The sequence below is a fragment of the Thermus albus genome (assembly GCF_022760855.1).
Taxonomy (GTDB): domain Bacteria; phylum Deinococcota; class Deinococci; order Deinococcales; family Thermaceae; genus Thermus; species Thermus albus.
On the sequence record NZ_JAKTNR010000006.1, the window covers coordinates 47,157 to 70,081 of the forward strand.

At 62.9% G+C, this 22,925-nt stretch carries 20 protein-coding genes and 1 tRNA gene; 15 read left to right on the plus strand and 6 right to left on the minus strand.

Features of this window, described 5'->3' with window-relative positions:
- Window positions 1-60 precede the first annotated feature (60 nt).
- The 4 genes from L0D18_RS07560 (at window position 61) to carA (ending at window position 4,716) form a co-directional block, all read left to right on the plus strand.
- Window positions 61-1,284 carry an argininosuccinate synthase gene (locus L0D18_RS07560; protein WP_243028274.1) on the plus strand — a complete coding sequence of 408 codons (1,224 nt, stop codon included), beginning with the start codon at window positions 61-63 and terminating at the stop codon, window positions 1,282-1,284.
- Complete coding sequence (gene argH, locus L0D18_RS07565) at window positions 1,274-2,662, plus strand: argininosuccinate lyase (RefSeq protein WP_243028275.1); 1,389 nt, start codon at window positions 1,274-1,276, stop codon at window positions 2,660-2,662. The genes L0D18_RS07560 and argH overlap by 11 nt, the downstream gene beginning before the upstream one ends.
- A complete protein-coding gene (locus L0D18_RS07570; RefSeq protein WP_243028276.1) occupies window positions 2,655-3,194 on the plus strand; it encodes an N-acetyltransferase in 540 nt (179 codons plus the stop codon). The genes argH and L0D18_RS07570 overlap by 8 nt, the downstream gene beginning before the upstream one ends.
- Before the next feature lie 346 nt (window positions 3,195-3,540).
- Entirely contained in the window at window positions 3,541-4,716 is a 1,176-nt protein-coding gene (carA, locus tag L0D18_RS07575; protein WP_243028277.1) for a glutamine-hydrolyzing carbamoyl-phosphate synthase small subunit, read from the plus strand.
- 110 nt (window positions 4,717-4,826) lie between these two features.
- On the opposite strand, the gene L0D18_RS07580 is transcribed toward carA, so the two are convergent.
- Both L0D18_RS07580 and L0D18_RS07585 read right to left on the minus strand, forming a co-directional pair.
- On the minus strand, window positions 4,827-6,458 hold the full coding sequence (locus L0D18_RS07580) for a formate--tetrahydrofolate ligase (RefSeq protein ID WP_243028278.1): 1,632 nt from the start codon (window positions 6,456-6,458) through the stop codon (window positions 4,827-4,829).
- A gap of 181 nt (window positions 6,459-6,639) precedes the next feature.
- Window positions 6,640-7,578, minus strand: coding sequence for a threonine/serine dehydratase family protein (locus L0D18_RS07585; protein ID WP_243028279.1), 939 nt, complete (start codon window positions 7,576-7,578; stop codon window positions 6,640-6,642).
- A 66-nt stretch (window positions 7,579-7,644) separates the two neighbouring features.
- Between L0D18_RS07585 and secG the strand changes: the two genes are divergently transcribed.
- The gene (gene secG / locus L0D18_RS07590; RefSeq protein ID WP_243028280.1) at window positions 7,645-7,872 is read left to right on the plus strand and encodes a preprotein translocase subunit SecG; all 228 of its coding nucleotides are present in this window, start codon (window positions 7,645-7,647) and stop codon (window positions 7,870-7,872) included.
- Between the two features lie 36 nt (window positions 7,873-7,908).
- Window positions 7,909-7,984 (plus strand) — tRNA-Ala (locus tag L0D18_RS07595).
- Between the two features lie 34 nt (window positions 7,985-8,018).
- Here L0D18_RS07595 and L0D18_RS07600 read toward each other — a convergent pair.
- Together L0D18_RS07600 and L0D18_RS07605 are read right to left on the minus strand one after the other, a co-directional pair.
- Window positions 8,019-9,128: an LptF/LptG family permease gene (locus tag L0D18_RS07600; protein ID WP_243028281.1), complete on the minus strand. Its 1,110-nt coding sequence runs from the start codon at window positions 9,126-9,128 to the stop codon at window positions 8,019-8,021.
- Between the two features lie 1,072 nt (window positions 9,129-10,200).
- Window positions 10,201-10,833, minus strand: a complete 633-nt coding sequence (locus L0D18_RS07605; protein WP_243028282.1) for a hypothetical protein — start codon at window positions 10,831-10,833, stop codon at window positions 10,201-10,203.
- Between the two features lie 65 nt (window positions 10,834-10,898).
- Here L0D18_RS07605 and L0D18_RS07610 point away from each other — a divergent pair, with 65 nt between their 5' ends.
- Both L0D18_RS07610 and L0D18_RS07615 read left to right on the plus strand, forming a co-directional pair.
- The gene (locus L0D18_RS07610; RefSeq protein WP_243028283.1) at window positions 10,899-12,344 is read left to right on the plus strand and encodes an O-antigen ligase family protein; all 1,446 of its coding nucleotides are present in this window, start codon (window positions 10,899-10,901) and stop codon (window positions 12,342-12,344) included.
- A gap of 5 nt (window positions 12,345-12,349) precedes the next feature.
- Window positions 12,350-12,754 carry a hypothetical protein gene (locus L0D18_RS07615; RefSeq protein WP_279232287.1) on the plus strand — a complete coding sequence of 135 codons (405 nt, stop codon included), beginning with the start codon at window positions 12,350-12,352 and terminating at the stop codon, window positions 12,752-12,754.
- Here the strand turns inward: L0D18_RS07615 and L0D18_RS07620 are convergent.
- Both L0D18_RS07620 and L0D18_RS07625 read right to left on the minus strand, forming a co-directional pair.
- Window positions 12,751-13,518, minus strand: a complete 768-nt coding sequence (locus tag L0D18_RS07620; protein WP_243028285.1) for an ATP-binding protein — start codon at window positions 13,516-13,518, stop codon at window positions 12,751-12,753. The genes L0D18_RS07615 and L0D18_RS07620 overlap by 4 nt on opposite strands.
- A gap of 92 nt (window positions 13,519-13,610) precedes the next feature.
- Complete coding sequence (locus L0D18_RS07625; RefSeq protein ID WP_243028286.1) at window positions 13,611-15,230, minus strand: hypothetical protein; 1,620 nt, start codon at window positions 15,228-15,230, stop codon at window positions 13,611-13,613.
- 79 nt (window positions 15,231-15,309) lie between these two features.
- On the opposite strand from L0D18_RS07625, the gene L0D18_RS07630 reads away from it, so the two are divergent.
- The 7 genes from L0D18_RS07630 (at window position 15,310) to L0D18_RS07660 (ending at window position 22,902) form a co-directional block, all read left to right on the plus strand.
- Entirely contained in the window at window positions 15,310-16,635 is a 1,326-nt protein-coding gene (locus L0D18_RS07630) for a nucleotide sugar dehydrogenase (RefSeq protein WP_243028287.1), read from the plus strand.
- A complete protein-coding gene (locus tag L0D18_RS07635; protein ID WP_243028288.1) occupies window positions 16,632-17,549 on the plus strand; it encodes a Gfo/Idh/MocA family protein in 918 nt (305 codons plus the stop codon). The genes L0D18_RS07630 and L0D18_RS07635 overlap by 4 nt, the downstream gene beginning before the upstream one ends.
- Before the next feature lie 2 nt (window positions 17,550-17,551).
- The gene (locus L0D18_RS07640; protein ID WP_243028289.1) at window positions 17,552-18,136 is read left to right on the plus strand and encodes an acyltransferase; all 585 of its coding nucleotides are present in this window, start codon (window positions 17,552-17,554) and stop codon (window positions 18,134-18,136) included.
- A complete protein-coding gene (locus L0D18_RS07645; RefSeq protein WP_243028290.1) occupies window positions 18,124-19,236 on the plus strand; it encodes a DegT/DnrJ/EryC1/StrS family aminotransferase in 1,113 nt (370 codons plus the stop codon). The genes L0D18_RS07640 and L0D18_RS07645 overlap by 13 nt, the downstream gene beginning before the upstream one ends.
- Before the next feature lie 41 nt (window positions 19,237-19,277).
- Window positions 19,278-20,573 (plus strand): oligosaccharide flippase family protein, encoded by a 1,296-nt coding sequence (locus L0D18_RS07650; RefSeq protein ID WP_243028291.1) that lies wholly within the window; start codon window positions 19,278-19,280, stop codon window positions 20,571-20,573.
- Window positions 20,570-21,691, plus strand: coding sequence for a UDP-galactopyranose mutase (gene glf / locus L0D18_RS07655; protein ID WP_243028292.1), 1,122 nt, complete (start codon window positions 20,570-20,572; stop codon window positions 21,689-21,691). The genes L0D18_RS07650 and glf overlap by 4 nt, the downstream gene beginning before the upstream one ends.
- Window positions 21,692-21,798: 107 nt before the next feature.
- Window positions 21,799-22,902 carry a glycosyltransferase family 4 protein gene (locus tag L0D18_RS07660; RefSeq protein WP_243028293.1) on the plus strand — a complete coding sequence of 368 codons (1,104 nt, stop codon included), beginning with the start codon at window positions 21,799-21,801 and terminating at the stop codon, window positions 22,900-22,902.
- The last annotated feature ends 23 nt before the right edge of the window (window positions 22,903-22,925 follow it).

A 22,925-nucleotide genomic window follows, 5' to 3' on the forward strand; every position in this document is an offset into this window, starting at 1 on the left:
GGAAAATGGGGTTGTGTATACTTATGCAAGCCCCCTCGAGGGGGTAGACTAGGGGTTGGCATGAAGATCGTCTTAGCATACTCCGGCGGGCTGGATACCAGCATCATCCTCAAGTGGCTTAAGGAGACCTACGGGGCCGAGGTCATCGCCTTCACCGCGGACATCGGCCAGGGGGAAGAGGTGGAGGAGGCCCGGGAAAAGGCCCTAAGGACTGGGGCCTCCAAGGCCATGGCCTTGGACCTGAAAGAGGAGTTCGTGCGGGACTTCGTCTTCCCCATGTTCCGCGCGGGGGCGGTGTACGAGGGGTATTACCTCCTGGGTACCGCCATCGCCAGGCCCTTGATCGCCAAGTATCTGGTGAAGATCGCCGAGGAGGAGGGGGCGGAGGCCATCGCCCACGGGGCCACGGGCAAGGGAAACGACCAGGTGCGCTTTGAGCTTACCGCCTACGCCCTGAAGCCCGATATCCGGGTCATTGCCCCCTGGCGGGAGTGGCACTTTAAGGGCCGGCAGGAGATGATGGCCTACGCCGAGGCCCACGGCATCCCTGTCCCCGTGACCCAGGAAAAACCTTACTCCATGGACGCCAACCTTCTGCATATTTCCTACGAAGGGGGGGTCCTCGAGGACCCCTGGGCGGAGCCCCCCAAGGGGATGTTCCGCCTGACCAGAGACCCCGAGGAGGCCCCCGACGCCCCGGAATACGTGGAGATCGCCTTTGAAAGGGGCGACCCGGTGGCGGTGAACGGGGAGGGGCTTTCCCCGGCGGCGCTTCTCGCCCGCCTCAACGAGATCGGCGGCCGGCACGGGGTGGGTCGGGTGGACCTGGTGGAAAACCGCTTCGTGGGCATGAAGTCCCGGGGGGTCTACGAAACCCCCGGGGGAACCCTCCTCTACCACGCCCGGCGGGCGGTGGAAAGCCTCACCCTGGACCGGGAGGTGCTGCACCAGAGGGACACCCTGGCCCCCAAGTATGCGGAACTGGTCTACTACGGCTTCTGGTACGCCCCGGAGCGGGAGGCCCTGCAGGCCTACTTTGACCACGTGGCCCAGGCGGTCACCGGGGTGGCCCGGCTGAAGCTTTACAAGGGGAATGTCTACGTGGTGGGGAGGAAGGCTCCCAAAAGCCTCTACCAAAAGGACCTGGTCTCCTTTGACGAGCTTGGGGCCTACCACCAGAAGGACGCCGAGGGCTTCATCAAGATCCAGGCCCTAAGGCTTCGGGTTAGGGCCTTGGTGGGTCAGCCCGAAGGCTATCTTGAAGGGAAGGGCCATGGGGCATAGGACCTGGGGGGGTCGTTTCGGGGAGGGTCCAAGCGGCCTTGCCGCCCGCTTCAACGCCTCCCTCCCCTTTGACCGGGCCCTTTGGCGGGAGGACCTCTGGCAGAACCGGGTGCACGCCCGCATGCTCCATGGGGTGGGGCTTCTAAGCGGGGAGGAGCTGGAGGCCATCCTCAAGGGCCTGGACCAGATAGAGAAGGAGATAGAGGCCGGCACCTTCCCCTGGCGGGAGGAGCTGGAGGACGTGCACATGAACCTGGAGGCCCGCCTCATAGAGCTCATCGGCCCTCCTGGGGGTAAGCTGCACACGGCCAGGAGCCGCAACGACCAGGTGGCCACGGACTTAAGGCTCTTCCTCAGGGGGGCCATAGACGAGCTTCTGGGCCTCCTCCTGGAACTCCGCCAGGTCTTGGTGAAGGAGGCGGAAAGGCACCTGGAGCCCCTTTATCTCCTTCCCGGCTACACCCACCTGCAGCGGGCCCAGCCCATCCTGCTTTCCCACTGGTTTTTGGCCTACTACGAGATGCTCCTAAGGGACGCCGGGCGCCTGGAGGATGCCAAAAAGCGCCTCAACCATAGCCCCTTAGGGGCTGCGGCCCTGGCGGGGACGGGGTTTCCCATAGACCGCCACTTCACCGCCAAGGAGCTGGGCTTCCAAGCGCCCATGCGGAACTCCTTGGATGCGGTGGCAAGCCGGGATTTTGCCCTGGAGGTCCTCTCCGCCCTCAACATCGGCCTGCTCCACCTCTCCCGCATGGCGGAGGAGCTCATCCTCTACAGCACCGAGGAGTTCGCCTTCGTGGAGATCCCCGACGCCTTCGCCACGGGTTCTTCCATCATGCCCCAGAAGAAAAACCCGGACGTGTTGGAGCTCATCCGGGCCAAAACGGGGAGGGTCCTGGGGGCCCTGGTGGGCCTTTCCACCGTGGTGAAGGGGCTTCCCTTGGCCTACAACAAGGACCTGCAGGAGGACAAAGAGCCCTTGCTGGACGCCCTCAGCACCTATAGGGATAGCCTTAGGCTTCTTGCTGCCCTCCTCCCCGGGCTTAGATGGCGGCGTGAAAGGATGTGGCAGGCGGCGGAGGAGGGGTATGCCCTGGCTACGGAGCTGGCCGACTACCTGGCGGAGAAGGGGCTTCCCTTCCGGGAAGCCCACCATGTGGTGGGGAAGCTGGTGCGGAGGCTTGTGGAGGAGGGAAGGCCCCTGAAGAGCCTCACCCTGGAGGAGCTAAGGGCCCACCACCCCCTTTTCGCCGAGGATGCCTTGCCCCTCCTCCAGTTGGAGACCGCCATCCACCGGCGGAACTCCTTTGGGGGCACGGCCCCCATGGCGGTGCGGGAAAGGATTCTAGAGGCAAAAAGGGAGGTGGGCCTTGCTTGAAACCCGGCTGGAACTCCCCACGGTTTCCCTGCCCGAGGTGCAAAAAGGCAGGGCGGTGGAGCTCAGGAAGGCTAGGCTTGCCGACGTGGAGGCCATCTACTGGCTCATCCGTTACTGGGCGGAGAAGGGCCTGATGCTGGTCCGTAGCCACAGCCACCTCTACGAGAACATCCGGGACTTCCAGGTCCTCGAGGACGAGGATGGCCACATCGTGGGCACCGTGGCCCTGCATGTGCTGTGGCGGGACCTGGCGGAGATCCGGGGCCTGGCGGTGCACCCCTTAAGGCAGGGGGAGGGCCTGGGCCGCTGGCTGGTCCTGGGGGCGGAGCGGGAGGCTAGGGACCTGGGCCTGCCCCAGGTCTTTGCCTGGACGCTTCAGGTGAACTTCTTCCGCTCCTTGGGCTACCAGGTCACCTCCCGCGAGGCCTTGCCCCCCAAGGTGTGGAGCGAGTGCAACGCCTGCCCCTTCTACGAGAACTGCCGGGAGATCGCGGTCATCAAGCGCCTTTCCCGGGGGGCCTTTGGGGGCTAGAATGGGCGGGATGGGCATCTTGACCCGCCACCCGGAGGAGGCCATGGCCCGGGCCCGCGATGAGCCCATGGGAGGACGAAAAGCCCTCCTAGGGGGAGGTCCCGGGCCTGCCCGGGGTCTGGGCCACAGGAAGGGGCCTGAGGGAGGGCGAGGCCCCTCTGTCCCTGGGCGAGGTTCGCAGGGATGTGCCGCGTGGCGAAGGGGCTTAAGCCGGTTGAGGGGGTTGGTGGCGAGGCTAAAGGCCCTGGGGTTCGGTGCGCCTGGTCCGGCCTAACCCTTGTCGGGGCGGGATCGGCGTGGGCCTTTTGGGGCGGATCCTAAGGCAGGCGGGCATAGAGGAGGAGGAATGGCTGGCGTGAAGGAACGCGCGGTTTTGGTCCTGGAGGACGGTACCGTCTACCACGGTTACGCCTTCGGGGCCCGGGGAAAGACGGTGGGGGAGGTGGTCTTCAACACCGCCCAGACCGGGTACCAGGAGATCATGACCGACCCCAGCTACCACGGGCAGATCGTGGTCATGACCTACCCCCACCAGGGTAACTACGGGGTCAACGTCTACGACATGCAGTCCAACCGGCCCTGGGTGAAGGGCTTTGTGGCCAAGGAGTTTAGCCGCGTGGCCTCCAACCCCAGGGCCCAGCAGACCCTTAAGGAGTTCATGGAGTTCTACGGGGTGGTGGGGATAGAGGGGGTGGATACCCGGGCCCTGGTGCGCAAGATCCGCGAAGGGGGGGTGCTGAAGGGGACCATCGCCCATGCCAGCCTCTTCGGGGACCCCCACCACACCTTCACCCCGGAGGAGCTGGAAGCCCTTCGCCAAGAGGCCCAGGCCTGGACGGACATTGACGGCCGGGACATGACCCCGGAGGTCTCCACCCCCTTGCCCTACGCCTGGCCCACCCTGAAGTCGGGCCGGCGCATCGTGGTCATGGACTTCGGCATCAAGCACGCCATCGTGGAGAACCTGGCGGCCCAGGGCTTTGAGATCCTGGTGGTGCCGGGCAAAACCCCGGCCAGCCAGATCATGGCCTTGGAGCCCCACGGGCTTTTCATCTCCAACGGCCCCGGGGACCCCTCCATGCCCCGCTATGCCCACGAGACCATCTGGAAGCTCATGGGGCTTTTGCCCACCTTCGGCATCTGCCTGGGCCACCAGCTCCTGGCCCTGGCTGCGGGGGGGCGGACCTACAAGATGAAGTTCGGCCACCGGGGGGCCAACCACCCGGTGAAGAACCTCCTCAGCGGCAAGATTGAGATCACCAGCCAAAACCACGGCTACGCGGTGGACATTGACTCCCTAAAGGAGTTCCGGCCCACCCACATCAACCTGAACGACGGGACCCTCGAGGGCATGGCCCATAGCCGCTACCCCGTTTTCTCCGTGCAGTACCACCCCGAGGCCGCTCCTGGTCCCCACGACGCCCTGTACCTCTTCCGCCGGTTTCTGGAGGAGGTGGAGGCCTTCCACGGGGCCACGGGGCTTCCCGTGGAAAAGGCCCGGGCTGATGGGCACGGGGTGTAATACCACCCCACCCTGGCTTGCGCCAGGGTGGGGGCCCCGGAAAACGCCTTGGGGCGGCTTGAGAACTCGGTGGAACTCAGGGAAGGCTATGCGGGAAAAGGGTATAACCTTCAGTAGTCCATCCCCCGGATCTTCCCCTCCTCGTCCACGTCAATCCCCAGGGCCTGGGGCACCTTGGGCAGGCCGGGAAGGGTCTCAATCCCCCCCATGTAGACCACCACAAACCCGGCCCCAAGCCGGCATTTCAGGTCCGTGACCCGCACCCTAAAGCCCTTAGGTCTTCCCCGGAGCTTGGGGTTATCGGAGAGGGAGGTGGCCGCCTTGGCCATGACCACGGGCAGGGCCTCGCACCCCTCCTTCTTGGCCGCCTTCAGAGCCCTCTTGGCCTCCTCGCTCCACTCCACCCCATCCGCCCCGTAGACTGCCTTGGCGATGGTTTCCACCTTGGCCTCGAGGGGCATCTCCAAAGGGTAAAGGGGCCGGTAGGTGTGGGGGAGGGCAAGGGCCTCCAGGACCTTTTCCGCCAGTTCCAGCCCCCCTTCCCCTCCTTTGGCGTAGACCTCGCTTAAGGCAAAGGGCAGGCCCCTTTCCCGAGCAAACTCCCGCACCAGGGCGATCTCCTCCAGGGTGTCCGTGGGGAAGCGGTTTAAGGCGATCACCGGCTTAAAGCCAAATAGCTCCACGTTCTCCACGTGCTTTTCCAGGTTGGCGAGGCCCTTGGCCACCGCCTGGGGGTCCGGCATCTCGTAGGCGTCCTGTCCCCCGTGGTAGCGGAGGGCCCGGATGGTGGCCACCAGGACCACCGCCTCTGGGACCAGGCCAGCGCTTCGCGCCACCACGTCCATGAACTTTTCCATGCCGAGGTCCGTGGCGAAACCCGCCTCCTGTACCACGTAGTCCGCTAGGCCCAAGGCGAAGAGGCTCGCCCTTACGGAGTTGGTGCCGTGGGCGATGTTGCCAAAGGGCCCCATGTGGACGAAAGCCGGATTTCCTTCTGCCGTCTGCACCAGGTTGGGGAGGAAGGCCTGCCTTAGGAGGGCGGCCATGGCCCCCACCGCCCCTAGATCCTCCGCGTAGACGGGCTTCCCCTCGTAGGTGAAACCCACCCGCATTCTTCCCAGGCGTCTTTTTAGGTCCTTAAAGTCCCGGGCCAGGCTCATGAGGGCCATGACCTCGCTGGCCACGGTGAGCTCAAACCCCCCTTCCCGAGGCACCCCGTGGGCCTTACCCCCCAGGCCCAGGACGATATGCCTCAAGGCCCGGTCGTTCATGTCAATGGCCCTTTTGAGCTCTATGCGCCGGGGGTCAATGGCGAGCTCATTGCCCTGGTGCAGGTGGTTGTCCAAGAGGGCGTTTAGGAGGTTCACGGCGCTGGTCACCGCATGGAAGTCCCCGGTGAAGTGCAGGTTGATCTCGTGCCGGGGTTCCACCCGCGCCCGGCCGCCCCCCGTGGCCCCGCCCTTCACCCCGAAGACCGGGCCCAAGGAGGGCTCCCTTAGGGCCAAGGCGGCCTTTTTCCCAAGCCGCCAAAGGGCGTCCACCAGGCCGATGGCGGTGGTGGTCTTGCCCTCCCCCGCCGGGGTGGGGGTGATGGCGGTGACCAGGATCAGCTTCCCCCTGGCTTTAGGGGGTTCTCCTAGGACCTTAGCCATATGGGGGCCGTAGAGGTAAAGCCTTTCCCCACCTAGTCCCAGTTTGCCGGCCACTTCCTCTATGGGTTGAAGCGCTTCCTTAACGATCACGGGGTAAGCTTACTCCCACCCCCTAGGGAAGGAAGTCCCACCTTGGGCGACCGGGTGCTAAGGCGCCCCTGTCGGCCATGACAAAGAGTAGGCTTTGCCGGGGCTTGGAGTGATAGGTAACGGGGAGGTATCCTTGAAAACGCAGCATCGTGATGTCGGGTTTTCCAGGATCATTTCCACCCTAAGTTGGGGTGCAAAACCTCCGATTGCCCCCGGAGAGGAGGAGGGCCAGGACCTCGGGGAGCCTTTCCCCGTGCTCCAGCACCGCGGCCAAGGGGAGGGCCCCCGTGGGTTCCACCACCTGCTTGGTGCGGGTAAAGAGGAGGCCTTCGGCCTCCAGGATGGCCTCCTCGCTCACGGTGAGGATGGCGTCCACCTTTTTCCGGAGAACGGGAAAGGTGTGTTGGCCTACGGCCAGGGTCCTGACCCCATCCGCCCGGGTCCTGGGCGGCCGGGAGAGGCGCACGATTCTTCCTTCCTCCAGGCTTCTTCGGGCGTCGTCCGCCCCTTGGGGCTCCACCCCCAGGACCAAGGTGGTGGGAGAGAGGGCCTTTACCGCCGTGGCCACCCCGGCCACGAGCCCCCCGCCCCCCACCGGCACCAGGACCGCCTCCGGGAAAAAGCCCCGCTTCCCCGCCTGGACCATGAGCTCCAGCCCCGCGGTGCCCTGCCCGGCCATGACCAGGGGATCGTCAAAGGGGTGGATGAAGGCGTAGCCGGTTTCCAGGAGAAGGGCCTTGGCCACCTCCTCCCGGTTTTCCCCCGTGACCCCCTGGTCCACCACCTGGGCTCCGTAGGCCCGGGTGGCCTCCTTCTTGAAGGGGTTTGCCTCCTCGGGCATGACGATGAGGGCCTTCACCCCCAAGACCCTAGCGGCGTAGGCCACCCCTTGGGCGTGGTTGCCGCTGCTTACCGCCAAAAGCCCCTTGGGGTTCTCCAGGGTCAGGGCCTTGGAAAGCGCCCCCCGGGCCTTGAAGCTTCCCGTCTTTTGCAGGTGTTCGGCCTTGAGGAGGAGGCGCTTGCCTAAAAGCTCATCCAGGAGCCTCGAGGTGAGGAGGGGGGTGCGGTGCACGTAGGGGGCGATGCGCCGGTACGCGGCATAGATATCGGCCAGCTCCACACCCCTTTATACCTTGCCCCGGCCCGGGTGGACAGACCCTGGCCTTCGCGCTAAAGTGGTAAGGGTATGGACTTTCTCTACACCCTGGTCATCCTCCTCTACCTGGGCGTGGCGGGGCTTTTGGTCTACCTGGTCTTGGTGCAGGAGCCCAAACAGGGGGCTGGGGACCTCATGGGGGGCTCGGCGGACCTCTTCTCCGCCCGGGGGGTCACCGGGGGGCTATACCGCCTCACCGTCATCCTAGGGGTGATCTTCGTGGCCTTGGCCCTCCTCATTGGCCTCTGGACCCGTTGACAAAACGCTTCCCCCTCGGTACCATAGGCGTTGCTTGGGGCCGTGGCGCAGTTGGGAGCGCGCCTCAATGGCATTGAGGAGGTCAGGGGTTCGAATCCCCTCGGCTCCACCAGAAATCCCCTGGGGAAACCCAGGGGGATGACCTTTTAGCGCAGGGCCCTCGTGCCCAATAGGAGGAAGAGGAGGTTGGCCCCCCAGGCCCCCACCTCCGGGGGCAGGGCCCCGATCCCCGCCAGGGAGCGCCCCAGGAAGAAGGCCCCGTAGTACCCCAGGGCCAGGACCACGCTGAGGCCCAGGGCGAGGCCGGTGCTGCGGCCGTACCTTAGGGCCATGGCCGCGGCCAGGAGCACCAGGACCAGGTTGGCCAGGGGCAGGGCCAGCTTGGAGTGGAACTCCAGCCGGGCCCGCCACTTCTCCCAAGGGGCCAAGAAGGGGTCCCGCACCTTGGCCCAGGCCTGGGAAAGGCTATCCTGGCCAAAGCTAAAGGTGTCGGCATAGTCCGCGATGGCCCGGGCCCGGGAGAGGTCCGACTCCACCTCCAAGACCTTCCCTTGGCTCACCACCCGGAAGACCTTGCGGGTCTGGGCCAGGAGGTCCCCGCTGGTCTCCAGCCCGGGGATCTCGGCGAAGTTTATGCGGTAGAGGCGATAGTCCCTCAGGGTGATCACCTGGTCCTCCCAGCTGCCCCGCTGGGCGAAGAGGAAGGTGCCCTCCTCCCCTTGGAAGGAGGTGATGCGCACCCCCAGCATCTCTTTCCTGGTGAGGTCAAAGTCCTCAAAGTAGAGGCTTCGGCCCTTGCCGATGGGGATCTGGAGGCCCTTTAGGCGGAAGAGGCCTGCCCCTTGGGTGTGGATCTCGTCCCACCAGGCCACCCGCACCCGCTCGTTGTAGTAGGGAACCAGCCTTTCTTGGAGGTAGAGGGCCACCCCGCTTAGGAGGGCCCCTATGCCCAAAAGGGGCCAGGCGGCCCGCCAAAGGGGAATGCCTCCCGAGAGCAAGGCGAACTGGGCCCCTTCCGCGGAAAGCCGGCCGAAGACCAAAACCGTGGTGGTGACCAGGGCGATGGGGAAGACCTGGACCAAGACCCCGGGCACGTGGTAGGAAAGCCAGCGGGCGATCTTACCCAGGGGTACCCCCTCCAGCCAACGGGCTCCCGCGTAGAAGAAGCCGAAGAGGTAGACGGCGGTGAGAAAGAGGAGGGCCAGGAGGAGGACCGGGAGGCTTTCCTTAAGAACATAGGCATATAGTGTGCGCACGGCCCCTCAATATTGGTAGGAAACCAGTTGCCACGAACAACCGTTGTGGCGGAAATGGGCTATCCCTTTCCCCGTGTGGGTAAAGCGGCGGCCTGTAACCCGTTCTGTAGCCCCCACAACGTAGCGGCCGCGAATGAACCCATCTGAGCCGTTTATGGTTACTTCTAAGTCGTCAATCTCCGTTTGAAAGTCCGTATATAAAGCGTTTAGGCTAGCGATGATCGCTGAGCGCGTGGATTCTAAAATGCCCCAGAATGCTTGCAAGAGGGTTTCCGTGGAGGGCTGGACGCAAGAGGGGCCCAAAAGGGTGGTGTCAGGGGGGGTTTGACTGGGAGTTCCCGTGGGACTTCCAAAGCTTGACAAGGAAACGGTTTGCCAATACTCCAGGGCCAACACCAGGCGGAAGCCGGGCAACATTCCTATAAGTGGGGAATGTGCGAATCCAAAGCCTAGGCGAAGGGCCAAGTTAAGGGAGTTAAAGGAAGAAGAATCCCTCCAAATGGGAAGCCGACCTGAAATGAGAACCCCTACGTTTGGAAGCCCACCGAGGAGGCCAATATAACCTTCCCCCTCTACAGGGAGAAAGGGTATGGGCTGGTATCCAAAACGCAAGGAAAAGCGCTGTGCGCTTTGGCAAGAGAAAAATTCTGCACCGTAAGACCAAGGTGGCTGCTTCAAAGTCAGTTCGCCGCCTAGACCCCCACAGCCTAGATCTCCCGCCAAGCCGAGTACGGCGTACCCGTTTTGTTGTTGAGAAAGGGCCGAAGAAAGTGCTAGAAAAACGGTTAAAGCCAAGGCATACATCCATCCCTTGGGTCCTTTGCTCACGTTAAACCTCCTAGCCCTTCAAACTGGGTTCCAAAGCACATGCTTACGACTCGCCAATTCCTCTTGCTAGAAAGAAGAGGGTATGGATTTAGGCTGCGAGCCCTTATAAAGCATACACCAAAGCCCTGCTTGAGGTGGTGTAGGTGGGGATTCTCCTCCAAGCCCTCGTTTAGAGGGAAAGCCGCGGTTCCATGCAGCATGAGAAAGAGTAGGTGTTTGTGATGTTTGTAAGGAAGGGAGTGAGTCATGGAAGGCGGCTTGCGTACTGAGCCAAGGAGGCGGCATGAGGGGGCAGCTGCGTGGTGGCCCGGACTCTCCCAAAAGCAAAGCGCAGGTAAAGCCTAGCACCCTCCCCTTGGCCCCTTAGGGTGGCCTTGCCCTCTTGGTACGTGAAGCTTCCCAGGGCCAAGGCCTCCCGGTCCTTCAGGTTCACCACCAGGGTTTCCGCCTGAAGCCTGGGGTTTTCCGCCTGCACCTTGCCCTTTAAGACCACGAGGTCTTGGGCGAAGAGGGCCAAGGCCCTATCCGCCTTTAGGCCCTTAAAGTCGGGGTTGCTGAAGGCAAGGCCGGTGAAGCGGGCTTCCTGCTTGGGGATGTCGTGCTCCAGCCTTTGCGCCAGAAAGGTTTCCTTCTGGGAAAGGAGCTCGGCCCCCCTGGCCCGCACGAAACTCCCCTCCTTGTACTCAATGTAGGTAGCCTTTAGGCGGAGGCCGTTTTCGTTGTCGGTGAGGATGCCCCCTTGGGGCAGGGTGGTGACGCCGGTGTCCAGGTTGACCCTTTGGGCGCCAAAGGGCTCCACGCTGAAGGAGGCAAAACGGGCGGCCAAGGCGAGGCCTAGGAACAAGCCAAGGGCTAGGAAAGGGCGAACCCTGCTCATGGAGGCCACTTTACCAGAAGGGTTTGAGAACCACCTTAAGGTGCCCTTTGCGTATATTGTCCCTCGTGCGCCTTTTGCCCTACGCCTTGGCCTTGGCCCCCCTTTTCCCCCCGCTGGCCCTCCTTTCCCCCCTTTTCCTGGGCCACCTCTTGCGGCTTCCCCGGTGGGCTTTGGGCCTCCTGGGGCTTTATATCCTCTCCCTGCTCCTTCCCGCCCTTTGGGCTCCGGAGCCCTGGGCCCTTCCCTTGGCCCTGGGGCGGGCCCTGTACGTTTTGGGCCTCGTGGGGGTGGGAGCGGCCCTCCATGCGCGCATGCCTTCCCCAGCCCAGGCTTTAAAACCCTTGGGGTATGGGCTTTTCATTCTTTACCTAACGGCCTTCTTGGCCTCCTATCTCACCTTTGGGGATAAGGTGGCGGGCCAAAGGCTCATGCACCCCTTCCACAGCCCCGTGGGCCTGGGGTTTATGGGGGGGATAGGGGTCTTTCTGGCCCTTTACCTCCGTTATCCGTGGCCTTTCCGCCTCCTCCTTGGGCTACTGGGGGGGGCGGTCCTCCTTCTCAGCGCCAGCCGCGGGGGGATGCTGGCCCTCCTCCTCGGGGGGGCTGGGGGGCTTCTCTGGCGGGGGCGGGGGGCGTGGGTCTTGGGGGTGGCCGGGCTTCTTCTCTTCCTGGCGGCCAACTTGGACACCCCTTTGGCGTCCCGCTTCTTTGATACCCAGCTTTCCGGGCGGGAAGGGCTATGGCTTCGGGCCTATGAGGTCTACGCCGCCCACCCCTGGACCGGGGTAGGGCCTTATGTGCTGGGGGATTACCTAAAGGGCACCCTCTTTGGGGATTGCTTTCTCTTCCCCCTCCTCGAGGCCCGGGGCCTCGCCTGCCCCCCCTGGCTGAAGCCCTTGGGGGGGCTATGGAGCTTTGCCCACAACCACCTCCTCCAGGCCCTGGGGGAAAGCGGGGCTTGGGGTGCGTTGGGGCTTCTCCTCCTGGTGGGGGGGTTTTTGGCGTCGGCCTGGGGGGAGGGGCTTCTCTTTTCCCTCCTGGTGGCCTTTTTGGCCATGGGCATGGTGGATAACCCCTTTAGCGTGCCAAGCCCCTTCCGGGGGGAGATCTTCTTCCTCCTGGGGGGGATGGCCCTGGCCCGAGGGGTACGCCTGCCCCTCACCTTGGGCCTGGCCGGGGCGGTGGCCCTCCTTTGGGCCTTGCCCTTCCTCTACCTGGCCACCCGGCCCCCGGCCTCTACGGAGCTCCCCGCCTTGGCCTACCTGGTCTTTCCCCGGGAGGGGGTGGGGTTTTTGCGCCTGGAAGGGGCTAGGGGGTATCGGGTCCAGGTGTGGCTTTGCGGGAAGGGGTGTGAGCGCTTGGGCTGGGAGTGGCCCGGGGACAAGCGCATCGTCTTCCCCCTTCCCCAGGACCTGCCCTCTGGGACCTACCGGCTCAGGGTTCTCCTTTTCAGCCACCACCGCCTGGCCCAAAGGCCACGTTACGTGCTGGAAAAGGAGGTGCACCGGTGAAGGGCCTGGCCTGGTCTTTAGGCCTATTGGTCTTCGCCTTGGGGCTTTTCCTAGCCCTTTGGTCCTTGAACCAGGCCTTCCGCATGGCCCCTCTTAACCAGGAGGCCTGCGTGCCTGGGCCCCTACCGGAGAGAGCGGAGCTTTGGACGAACGGGGTGGTGGAGATCCCCCTTTGCCGAAGGGCCCGGGTGGGGCTTTTCCTCGAGGGCACCCTGGCCCAAGGGAGGGGGCCTAATGCCCTGGTGGTGGAGGGAGGCCGGGTGCTCTGGCAAGGGGAGGTGCGGGGAGCGATAGAGGTCTGGGTGAGAACCACGGGGAAGGGGACCCTGGCCTTGGCCTTTACCAACGATTTTTACCGTCCCCCTGAAGACCGGAACCTTTTCCTTAGGGTCTTGCGGGTAGAGCCCTAGCGAAGAAGGGATAGGAGGGCCAGGACCACGCCGATGGCGGCAAACACCAGCATGGCCTTGTTGAAGGCGGTGTTGATCTCCGCCTTAACCTCCTGCCTGAGGGCTTCCAGTTTCTCCTCTACCCTTTGGACCCTGGACTCTAGTTCGCTCCGGGCTTCTTGGATCTGGGCTTCCAGCTTTTCTTCTGTCTCTCGGATTTTGGCGTCCAGGGCGCCGATTTGGTTTTGCAGGCGGGTTTCCACCTGGTGGATCTGGACCTCTAGTTTTTCCTCTACCTGCTGGATCTTGCTTTGTAGTTGGGCATCCACCTGGTGGATCTGGGCCTCCAGTTTTCCTTCGGTTTCACGTATTTTGCTGTCCAGTCCGCTGATTTGGCTTTCCAGCCGGGCTTCCACCTGGTGGATCTGGGCTTCCAGTTTGGCTACCGTCTCCCGTATCTGGTTTTCCAGATGGGCTTCTGTTTGGCGAATTTTGGCTTCTAGCCTTTCCCCGGTTTGCTGGATTTGGTTTTGCAACCGGGCTTCTACCTGCTGGGTCTGGGCCTCAAGTTTCCCTTCGGTCTCCCGGATTTTGGCATCCAGCCCACCGATTTGGTTTTCCAGCCGGGTCTCCACCTGCTGGATACGGCCTTCCAGTTTGTTTTCCGTTTGGGCTAGGCGTTCCTCTAACGCCCCAAGCCGGGCTTCCATGAAGCCCCGGGTTTCCCTGAGCTCGGCCTTGACCTCTTCCCTTAAGGTGTCAATGCGGCGGGAAAGGTCCTGCACCAAGGGGGGAGGACCCGGATGGTGGCCTCCACCACCCCTTCCAGCTTTTCCAGCCTTTCCCCTAGCCCTTCCACCTCGGGCATGGTCTTAGTCTAACGTAGGGAAAGGCCCAAGGAAAAGCTCTGCCCCGTGCCCTCGCCGTACTGGCCCCTTAGGACGTTTTGCCAGCGCGCCTCGTAGGCGAAGCAGCCGTCGTAGTAGCGAAGGGTAAGGCCGAGGCGGGTGAAGCCCTCCCGGTTTAGGCCTAAATCCGGGGCCAGCCAAAGGGCCTGGCAGCAGGTGCGCTGGGGAAGGGGCATGGCGTAGCCCAGGCGCACCTCCTCCAGGCTGCCCCGCACGTAACCCAGGCGGAAGGTTCCCAGCCCCGGGTCCTGAAACTCCCCTTCCAGGCGGTCCAGGCGCTGCCCCAGAGGGTTTTCCAGGGTGTAGCGGAGGGCCCAGGCCCCGTACTGGACCCCTAGGCCTAGCCGTTGAAACTCGTCGCGGTTTTCGTAGGTGAAGGGGGGGGTGGGGTTTAGGGGCTCCATCCGCCCGGCATAGGTCAGCTTTAGGGAAAGCTCCCCCTCCTGATAAAGGGTTTCCAGGCTTCCTCCCAGGGCCAGGTAAGGCGCATACGGGGTGAAGGGGTAAAGGGCAAGGAGGAGGCTTGGGGCTAAGGTGAAGCGGAAAGGGCCTTGGCGGAAGGTTTCCCGGTAACCGGCTTCCAGGCCCACCGTGGTCCCTTGGCTCCTCCCCGTCTCCGCGTAGCGCAGGAAGGGGTTTAAGGCCAGGTTGTCCAGGCGGAGGCTGGGGGTGTAGCGGACCTCGAGGCGGGGGGTGTCGGCCTCGGGAGGGGTGGGGGTGGCGGCGAAGAAGAGGTCGTCCCAGTAGGCCTGCACCCCAGGGGTGTAGCCAAACCGCACCTCGGCCCCCCGGCTTCCCTCCCTTAGGCCCAGGCGCAAGGCCTCTTGCGGGGTGCCTAGGCCCGTGGCCAGCAAGGAGAGCCGCCTTTCCCACCGGCCGATCTCCTCCCCGGGCTTGGGCAAAGGGAAGTCCTGGAGACCCACGCTCCAGCCCCCCGTGTCCGTGCCCGCCAGGACCAAGGGGCTCCTTAGGTCCGGCCGCCGGTTGGCGTTGGCCTTAGCCTCCCCCAAGGGGATCTCCAGGCCCCATAGGCCCAGGCTGGCCTCCCCTTTTAGTTCCCCCGTGGCCACGGAGAAGAGGGCCTCCTCCATGGAAAGGCGCACGTCTTCCCCGCAGGGGCAGGGGGTGGCCAGGAAACCCTTAAGCCAGGCCTCCTCCCGGGTGAAGCTTCCTTCCTGGGCCCTAACCCGGTAGGCGGGGGTTTCCAGGAGGATCCCTTCCCCCTTGAGGGGGCTTTCCAGCCTAAGCCTTTGGGCCTCCGCCCTAAGCCGTCCCCGGGCCAGGCGCACCCCCAAGAGGTCCTTGCCGGAAAGGGCCTGGGCCTCGAGGCGCCACCCCTCGGCCTCCCCCTTCACCCCTTCCGCCTGGAAGGTTCCCTCCCCTTCCAGGTAGCGGATAACGGGGGCTTCCAGGTAGAGGCCCTGCCGCTCCAGGCAAGCCTCCCCCTCAAAGAGCAAAACCTCGCCGTCATAGGTCATCTCCCGGCCCCCCAGGAGGCCTTCCTCCGTTTCCAAGGTGTAGGGCCTCTCCTTGCAGGGGGCGGCCAGGGCTAGGCCCAAAAGCATCGCCAACACCATAGACCGCCGCATGCCTCGCATTTTAGGTCTTACGGGTCAGGAAAACCCAGGCTACCTGGGAACTGTGATAACCTCTTTCGGAGGAGGGAGGATGCCGGAATACCCAGCAACCACTTTGGCTGAGGAACTAAAGGCCAAGATTGCCGCCCGGGAGGCGGTGGTGGGGGTGGTGGGCCTGGGGTATGTGGGGCTACCCTTCGCCGTGGAAAAGGCCAAGGTGGGGTTTCGGGTCATTGGGGTGGAGCAAAACCCCAGGCGGGCCGAGAAGGTGAACCGCGGGGAGAACTACATCCCCGACGTCCGGGATGAGGAACTTAGGGACCTGGTGGCCCGGGGGCTTATTCAAGCCGACACCGACTTCCACCGGGTTCCGGAGATGGACGTGATCGTCATCGCCGTTCCCACTCCCCTCACCGCCAACCTCACCCCGGATCTGCAATATGTGGTGCGGGTCACGGAGGCCATAGCCCAACGGCTTAGGCGGGGGCAGCTCATTAGCCTCGAGTCCACCACCTACCCCGGTACCACGGAGGAGGTGATGCTTCCCATCCTGGAGGCCAGCGGCCTCAAGGTGGAGGAGGACTTTTTCCTGGTCCACTCCCCGGAGCGGGTGGACCCCGGAAACCAGCGTTACACCACCAAAAACACCACCAAGGTGGTGGGCGGTTGCGGCCCTAGGTCCCTGGAGGTGGGGGCCTTCTTCTATGGCCAAACCATTGAAAAGGTGGTTACCGTTTCCAGCGCCAAGGCGGCCGAGCTGGTAAAGGTCTTTGAAAACACCTTCCGTGCGGTCAACATCGCTTTGGTGAACGAGTTGGCCCTCCTTTGTAACCGCATGGGGCTAAACGTCTGGGAGGTGTTGGATGCGGCCTTCACCAAGCCCTTTGGCATCATGCCCTTTTACCCCGGTCCCGGCGTGGGGGGGCACTGCATCCCCATAGATCCCCACTACCTGGAGTGGAAGGCCAAGGAGTATAACTTCAACACCCACTTCATCGCCCTGGCGGGGGAGATCAACCGTAAAATGCCGGAGTTTGTGGTGGAAAAGGCCCTGCGCCTATTGGTGGAGGCGGGGATCGCCGTGAAGGGGGCCAAGGTCTTGGTGCTGGGGGTGGCCTACAAAAAGGACATCGGGGATTACCGCGAAAGCCCCGCCATCCATGTTATAAAGGGGCTGAAGGGCCTGGGCCTTCAGGTGGAGTACCACGACCCTTGGGTTCCCCGGTTTTCCGAGCACGGCTTGACCATGGAGAGCGTGGAGCTTACCCCCGAGCGCCTCGCGGAACAGGACCTGGTCCTTATCACCACGGATCACTCGGCCTATGACTACCCCTGGATTCTGCAGCACGCCAAGCGGGTCCTGGATACCCGGGGGGCTACCCGCCATCTGCGCCATCCCAAGGTGACCCTGCTATGACCCGGTTTGCCCTGATCGGTGTCGCCGGTTACATCGCCCCCCGCCACCTCAAGGCCATTAAGGAGGTGGGGGGGGATTTGGTGGCCGCCCTAGACCCTTTCGATGCCGTGGGCATCCTGGATGGCTATTTCCCTAACGCCCAGTTTTTCCGGGAGCCCGAGGTGTTTGAGGCCTACCTGGAGGACCATCCCGTGGACTGGGTTTCCGTGGTGAGCCCCAACTACCTGCACGAGGCCCATATCCGCCTTGGCCTGCGGCAGGGTGCCCATGTGCTGTGCGAGAAGCCCTTGGTCCTGGAGCCTGAGGCCTTGGACCGCCTGGCGGCCATGGAGGCCCGCACCGGGAAGCGGGTGTTCACGGTCCTGCAGCTACGGGTGCACCCGGCCCTGGTGGCCCTTAGGGAGAGACTAAGGGGCGAACGGGAGGCCAAGGAGGTGGTGCTCACCTATATCACCAGCCGGGGCCCCTGGTACCAGAAAAGCTGGAAGGCGGACGAGGCGAAAAGCGGGGGGGTGGCTACCAACATCGGCATCCACTTCTTTGACCTCCTCCTTTGGTATTTTGGGGGGGTGCAGGCGGGGGAGGTCCACCTGCGAACCCCTACCACCGTAGCCGGCTATCTGGAACTGGAAAGGGCCCGGGTGCGATGGTTTCTCTCCATTGACGCCTCCTTCCTCCCTCGGGAAGCCTTGGCCCGGGGCCAGCGCACCTATCGTTCCATCGTTTTTGACGGCCAGGAGCTGGAGTTCTCAGAAGGGTTTACCGAGCTTCACACCGAGGTCTACCGCCACACCTTAGCCGGGGCGGGTTTTGGCCTCGAGGAGGCGCGGCCTGGCGTGGAGCTGGCGGCTTGGGTGCGCCGGGCCGAGGTGGTCTCCCCCCGCCTGGGAAGCCCTCACCCCTTTTTGCGATGAGTATGGAATACTTTGTGCACGAGTCGGCCTTTGTGGACGAGGGGGCCAAAGTGGGCCGGAATAGCCGCATTTGGCACTTTAGCCACGTGATGGCCGGGGCGGAGATCGGGGAGGAGTGTACCCTGGGGCAAAACGTTTTCGTGGCCAAGGGGGTGAGGATAGGCCGGGGATGCAAAATCCAAAACAACGTCTCCCTTTACGAAGGCGTCACCCTCGAGGACTACGTTTTTGTCGGCCCCAGCGCGGTGTTCACCAACGTGCGCACCCCGCGGGCGGCCTTTCCCCGCAATCGGAGCGAGGACTATCTGAAAACCATGGTGCGAAGGGGGGCCACCATCGGGGCCAATGCCACCATCGTGTGCGGGGTAACCATCGGGGAGTGGGCCTTTGTGGCCGCTGGGGCGGTGGTAACCAAGGACGTGCCCCCTTATGCCCTGGTGGCAGGGGTGCCGGCCCGGGTGGTGGGTTACGCGTGCGAATGCGGCCTGCCCCTAAAGTTTTCTCCTGGCGAGGAGGGGGAGGAGGCCACCTGCCGGGAGTGCGGAAGGCAGTATAGGAAAGTGGGTGAGAGGGTATGGAGGGTATAAAGGGCCGCATCCCCATCCTGGACCTTACCCCGGAGGTGGAGGAGCTTTGGGATCACCTCATGGCGGCCATCACCCGGGTACTGCGTTCGGGCCAGTTCATCCTAGGCCCTGAGGTGGAGGCCTTTGAGCGGGAGGTGGCGGAATACCTGGGGGTGAGGCATGCCATCGGGGTTAACTCGGGCACCGATGCCCTGGTTATCGGTCTGAGGGCCTTGGGCATAGGCCCGGGGGATGAGGTCATCACCACGCCCTTCACCTTTTTCGCCACCGCTGAGGCCATCAGCCTGGTGGGGGCCACCCCGGTCTTTGTGGACATAGACCCCAAGACCTTCAACATCAATCCCGAGCTCATCCCCGCCGCCATTACCCCGCGCACCAAGGCCATACTTCCGGTGCACCTCTATGGCTGCCCCGCTGATATGGACCCCATCCTGGCCCTGGCGGAGGAGCACGGGCTTAAGGTCCTGGAGGATAGCGCCCAGGCCTTTGGGGCCACTTATCGCGGGAGGAAGGTGGGGACCTTGGGGCATGCGGGGGCTTTTTCCTTCTTCCCCAGCAAGAACCTGGGGGCCTACGGGGATGGTGGTCTTCTGGTGACCAACGACGATGGGGTGGCCGAGGTGGCGCGGATGCTTAGGGCTCACGGCTCGAGGAGAAAGTATCATAACGAAATGGTGGGGTATAACTCTCGCCTGGATGCCCTGCAAGCTGCCATACTGCGGGTTAAGCTGCCCCACGTGGACCGTTGGAATGCCCAAAGGCGAGAGGTAGCCAGCCGGTATAACCAACTCTTGGCGGGTATACCGGGTGTGGTGGTCCCTGAAATCTCCGAGGGGCACGTGTTTCATCAGTACACGGTGCGCATCCTCGGAGGCAGGCGGGATGAGGTACAAAAGGCCTTGGCGGAAGCGGGTATTGGCACCATGGTTTACTACCCGGTTCCCCTCCATCTCTTGCCGGTGTACGGATACCCAGAGGGGATTCTCCCGATGGCTGAGGGGGCCGCTAAAGAAGCTTTATCCATGCCTATGTTTCCGAATTTATCACCTGGGCTATTGGCAAAGGTGGTTCAACACATCAAAGAGCTCCTCCTGGAATGAAGAAGAACCTTTTTCACTTTTTTCTTTCTAACCCCGCATGGGTGACTAAGGTAGGCCCTAGAGGGTTCCTTTCAGGGGGTTTAGTCCCAAACATCCTAGCCCTCTACGGGGTCCACGTGGCCAACTACCTCTTCCCCCTCCTCACTGTTCCTTACCTGGCCCGGGTCCTGGGGCCCAAGGAATGGGGCCTTTTGGCCTTTGCCCAGGCCTTTGCCGGATACCTCCAGCTTGTGGTGGAGTACGGCTTTGGGCTTTCCGCCACCCGTCAGGTGGCCCAGGCCCGGGACTCCCTCAAGGGACGGGCTGAGATCTTGGCGGGGGTTTTGGGGGCCAAACTCCTCCTTTCCCTTCTGATCTTGGGCCTGGCTTTCGCCATCGCTCCCCTTTTGCGGGACCGTTTTCATGGGCATACCCCCCTCTTTTGGGCCGCGGTGTTCTGGGCTTTAGTGGGGGCCTATAGCCCCCTTTGGTATTTCCAGGGATTGGAGCGGATGCGCCTGGTGGCCCTGCTGGACGTGGCCTCTAGGGCGGTGGCCTTGGTCCTCCTCTTCCTCCTGGTCAAGGGCCCTGAGGATGCGGCTAAGGTCCTCCTCCTGCAGGGCGGAGCCTCCTTAGGGGCCACGGCCCTGGCCCTTTGGCTGGCCTACCGGGAGGTCCCTTGGGTGTGGCCGCGGCTTCCCTTGGTGGCCCAGGCCCTGCGCACGGGCTTTAGCCTTTTCCTCTTCCGGGGGGCGGTGAGCCTGTACACCCTGGGCAACACCTTTATCCTAGGCCTCCTGGCCCCGCCCCAGGCGGTGGGGTATTACGCGGGGGCCGAGAAGATCAGCAAGGCCTTTTTGGGCCTCTTCTCCCCCATCGGCCAGGCCCTGTATCCCCGGATCGGCCACCTGGTCCACGAGGGAAGGGAGGGGGTGAGGGAAGCAGCCCGCCTGGCCCGCGGCGGGCTATACCTCCTGGGCCTAGGAGGGGTGGCCTTGGGGGCTTTCGTGTGGCTTTCCGCTCCCCTCCTGGTGCGGGTTCTGCTGGGGGCGGGGTACGAGGAGGCGGTCCCCGTGTTGCGGATCCTGGCCTTCCTCATCCCCCTAATAGCCTTGAGCCAGGTCCTGGGCATCCAGTGGATGCTCCCCCAGGGCATGGACCGCCCCTTTAACGCCATCATCATGGGGGCTGGGCTTTGGAACCTGGCCCTGGCCCTCCTCCTGGCCCCGCGGCTACAGCACCTGGGCATGGCCATGGCGGTGGTGGTGGCGGAGGTCTGGGTCACAGTGGCCATGTGGGTCTACCTCAGGCGGCGGGGGAAGGACCCCTTGACCTTGGCCAAGGGGGGAGAGGCGTGAAGGTGGACTACCTCATCGTCGGTGCCGGCTTCACCGGGGCCACCCTGGCGGAGCGCATCGCCCGGGAGCTGGACCGGAAGGTGTTGGTGGTGGACCGGAGGCTCCACATCGGTGGCAACGCCTATGACGAATACGACTCCCACGGGGTCCTGGTCCACCGCTACGGCCCCCACATCTTCCACACCCAAAGCAAGAAGGTGTGGGACTACCTCTCCCGGTTCACGGAGTGGCGCCCCTACTGCCACCGGGTGCGGGCGGTGGTGGAGGGGAAGGAGATCCCCCTCCCCTTCAGCCTGGCCTCCCTGAGGCGGCTCTTCTCGGAAAGGCTCGCGGACCGGCTAGAGGAGAAGCTCCTCGCCCATTTCGGATACGGGGCCCGGGTGCCCATTCTTAGGCTAAGGGAGGAGGAGGACCCCGATCTGCGCTTCCTGGCAGACTACGTCTACAAGCATGTCTTTGAGGGGTACACCCTAAAGCAGTGGGGCCTGAGGCCCGAGGAACTCTCCCCCTCCGTCACCGCCCGGGTTCCCGTCCTCCTTAGCTACGACGAGCGGTACTTTCAAGACCCCTACCAGGCCATGCCCAAGGAGGGGTACACGGCCCTCTTCCGCAGGATGCTGAGCCACCCCAACATCCAGGTCCTCCTGGGGGCCGACTGGAAGGAGGTGGAGGGGGAGGTGCGCTTCCACCGCCTCATCTTCACCGGCCCCATGGACGAGTTCTTCGGCTATGCCTATGGGCCCCTGCCTTACCGCTCCTTGCGCTTCGTGTGGGAACACCACCCCAAGCCCTGGTTCCAGGAGGTGGGCACGGTGAACTACCCAACCGAGTACGCCTTCACCCGGATCACCGAGTTCAAGCACCTCACCGGGCAGGACTACCTGCCCCACACCACGGTGATCTATGAGTACCCGGAGGCCTACACTCCGGGGGAAAACGAACCCTACTACCCGGTCCCCCGGGAGGAGAACGAAGAGCGGCTGAGGCTATACCAGGAGGAGGCGGCCAAGCTGAAGACCGTCCTCTTTGCCGGAAGGCTTGGGGACTACCGCTACTACAACATGGACCAGGCGGTGGCCAGGGCTTTGAAGCTCTTTGAGGAGGTGGCCCGGGGATGAAGGAGCAAGTCTTGCACGTTTTCCCCGGTATATGGCCGGGAGGGGGCCCCAGCGGATATGGTTATTTACTAGGCGAGGCGCTCCGGTCTTTTGAATGCAATGAGACTGTGATTAAGATCATGGCTCCTGAGATACCACTTTATGAACCACGAGGAGAAAATAAAGGTAGTGCGAGGCAGAGCTTTTTGGTTTTGAAGCGCCTTTTACGGAAAGTGCCCCTAATCTACGGTTTTGTCATTGCAGTCGCGGGATACTCTAGATTTAGAGACATTTTAAGTCGCTTCACCCAACCCCAAATTGCCGAGATGAAATTTTCAAAGGTATTGGTGTTTCACGAATGGCGACTTGCTTATACCTATCTTGAAAGGATTGGTCGTCAAAGGGGGCAAAAGATTTTCTTGATGTCCCACTCGCCCGTTGAATGGGCACGGGAATACGCGGATACCTTGCGGTTGTACGCAGGCAGTTCCCTTCTATCGGAAGTTGTCTATAGATTTTACGTCGAAAAAGAAATAGCAACTTGGCTTTCCTGCGATGGTCTTCTGGCGCCAAGCCGTCACTCTCTGGACGGATATTTTGCGAGCTACGGACGGAAAAGGGTCGAGGAGCTTCAGGTCATAGAGGTACCGACTGGTGTCAAAGAGCTGGTACCCCAACGGTCTCCCGAGGAAACCCGCAAGGCCTGGGGTATTCCCCAGGGGGCAAAGGTGCTGGGATTTTTTGGGCGGAGGCATCCCCATAAGGGCTACGACATTTTTTGTGAGTTAGCTTCTGCTGCTTTACGCGAGGCGCCAGAGCTGGTGTTTGTGAGTGCGGGGGATGGGCCGGTATCGTGCCCTAGCTTGCCGAACCTTGTCCATTTGGGATTTCTCAGGGAGGATCGACTTGCTGATGCTATAGCAGCTTGTGATATTGTTATCGTGCCCAATCGGGTGAATTACTTTGACTTAATAATCTTGGAAGCCATGTCTCTTGGCAAATCAGTAATCACGACACGTGTTGGAGGGGCAAAGAGCATTACTTCACCTGGAGTATCCTTCTTGGAAAAACTTGATTCTGGAACTATTTTATCTACTATATCAGAGTTATTCTTAGAAGAACTCCGGTTGGAGGAAAAAGGCAAAGCCAATCGGCTCTTATATGAGCAATTTTATAGTCTTCATGCATTTGGAAAGCGCCATTTAAACCTTGCTCGGTCTCTTCTTTTGTGAGGGTCGCTAAATGAAAGTGTTGC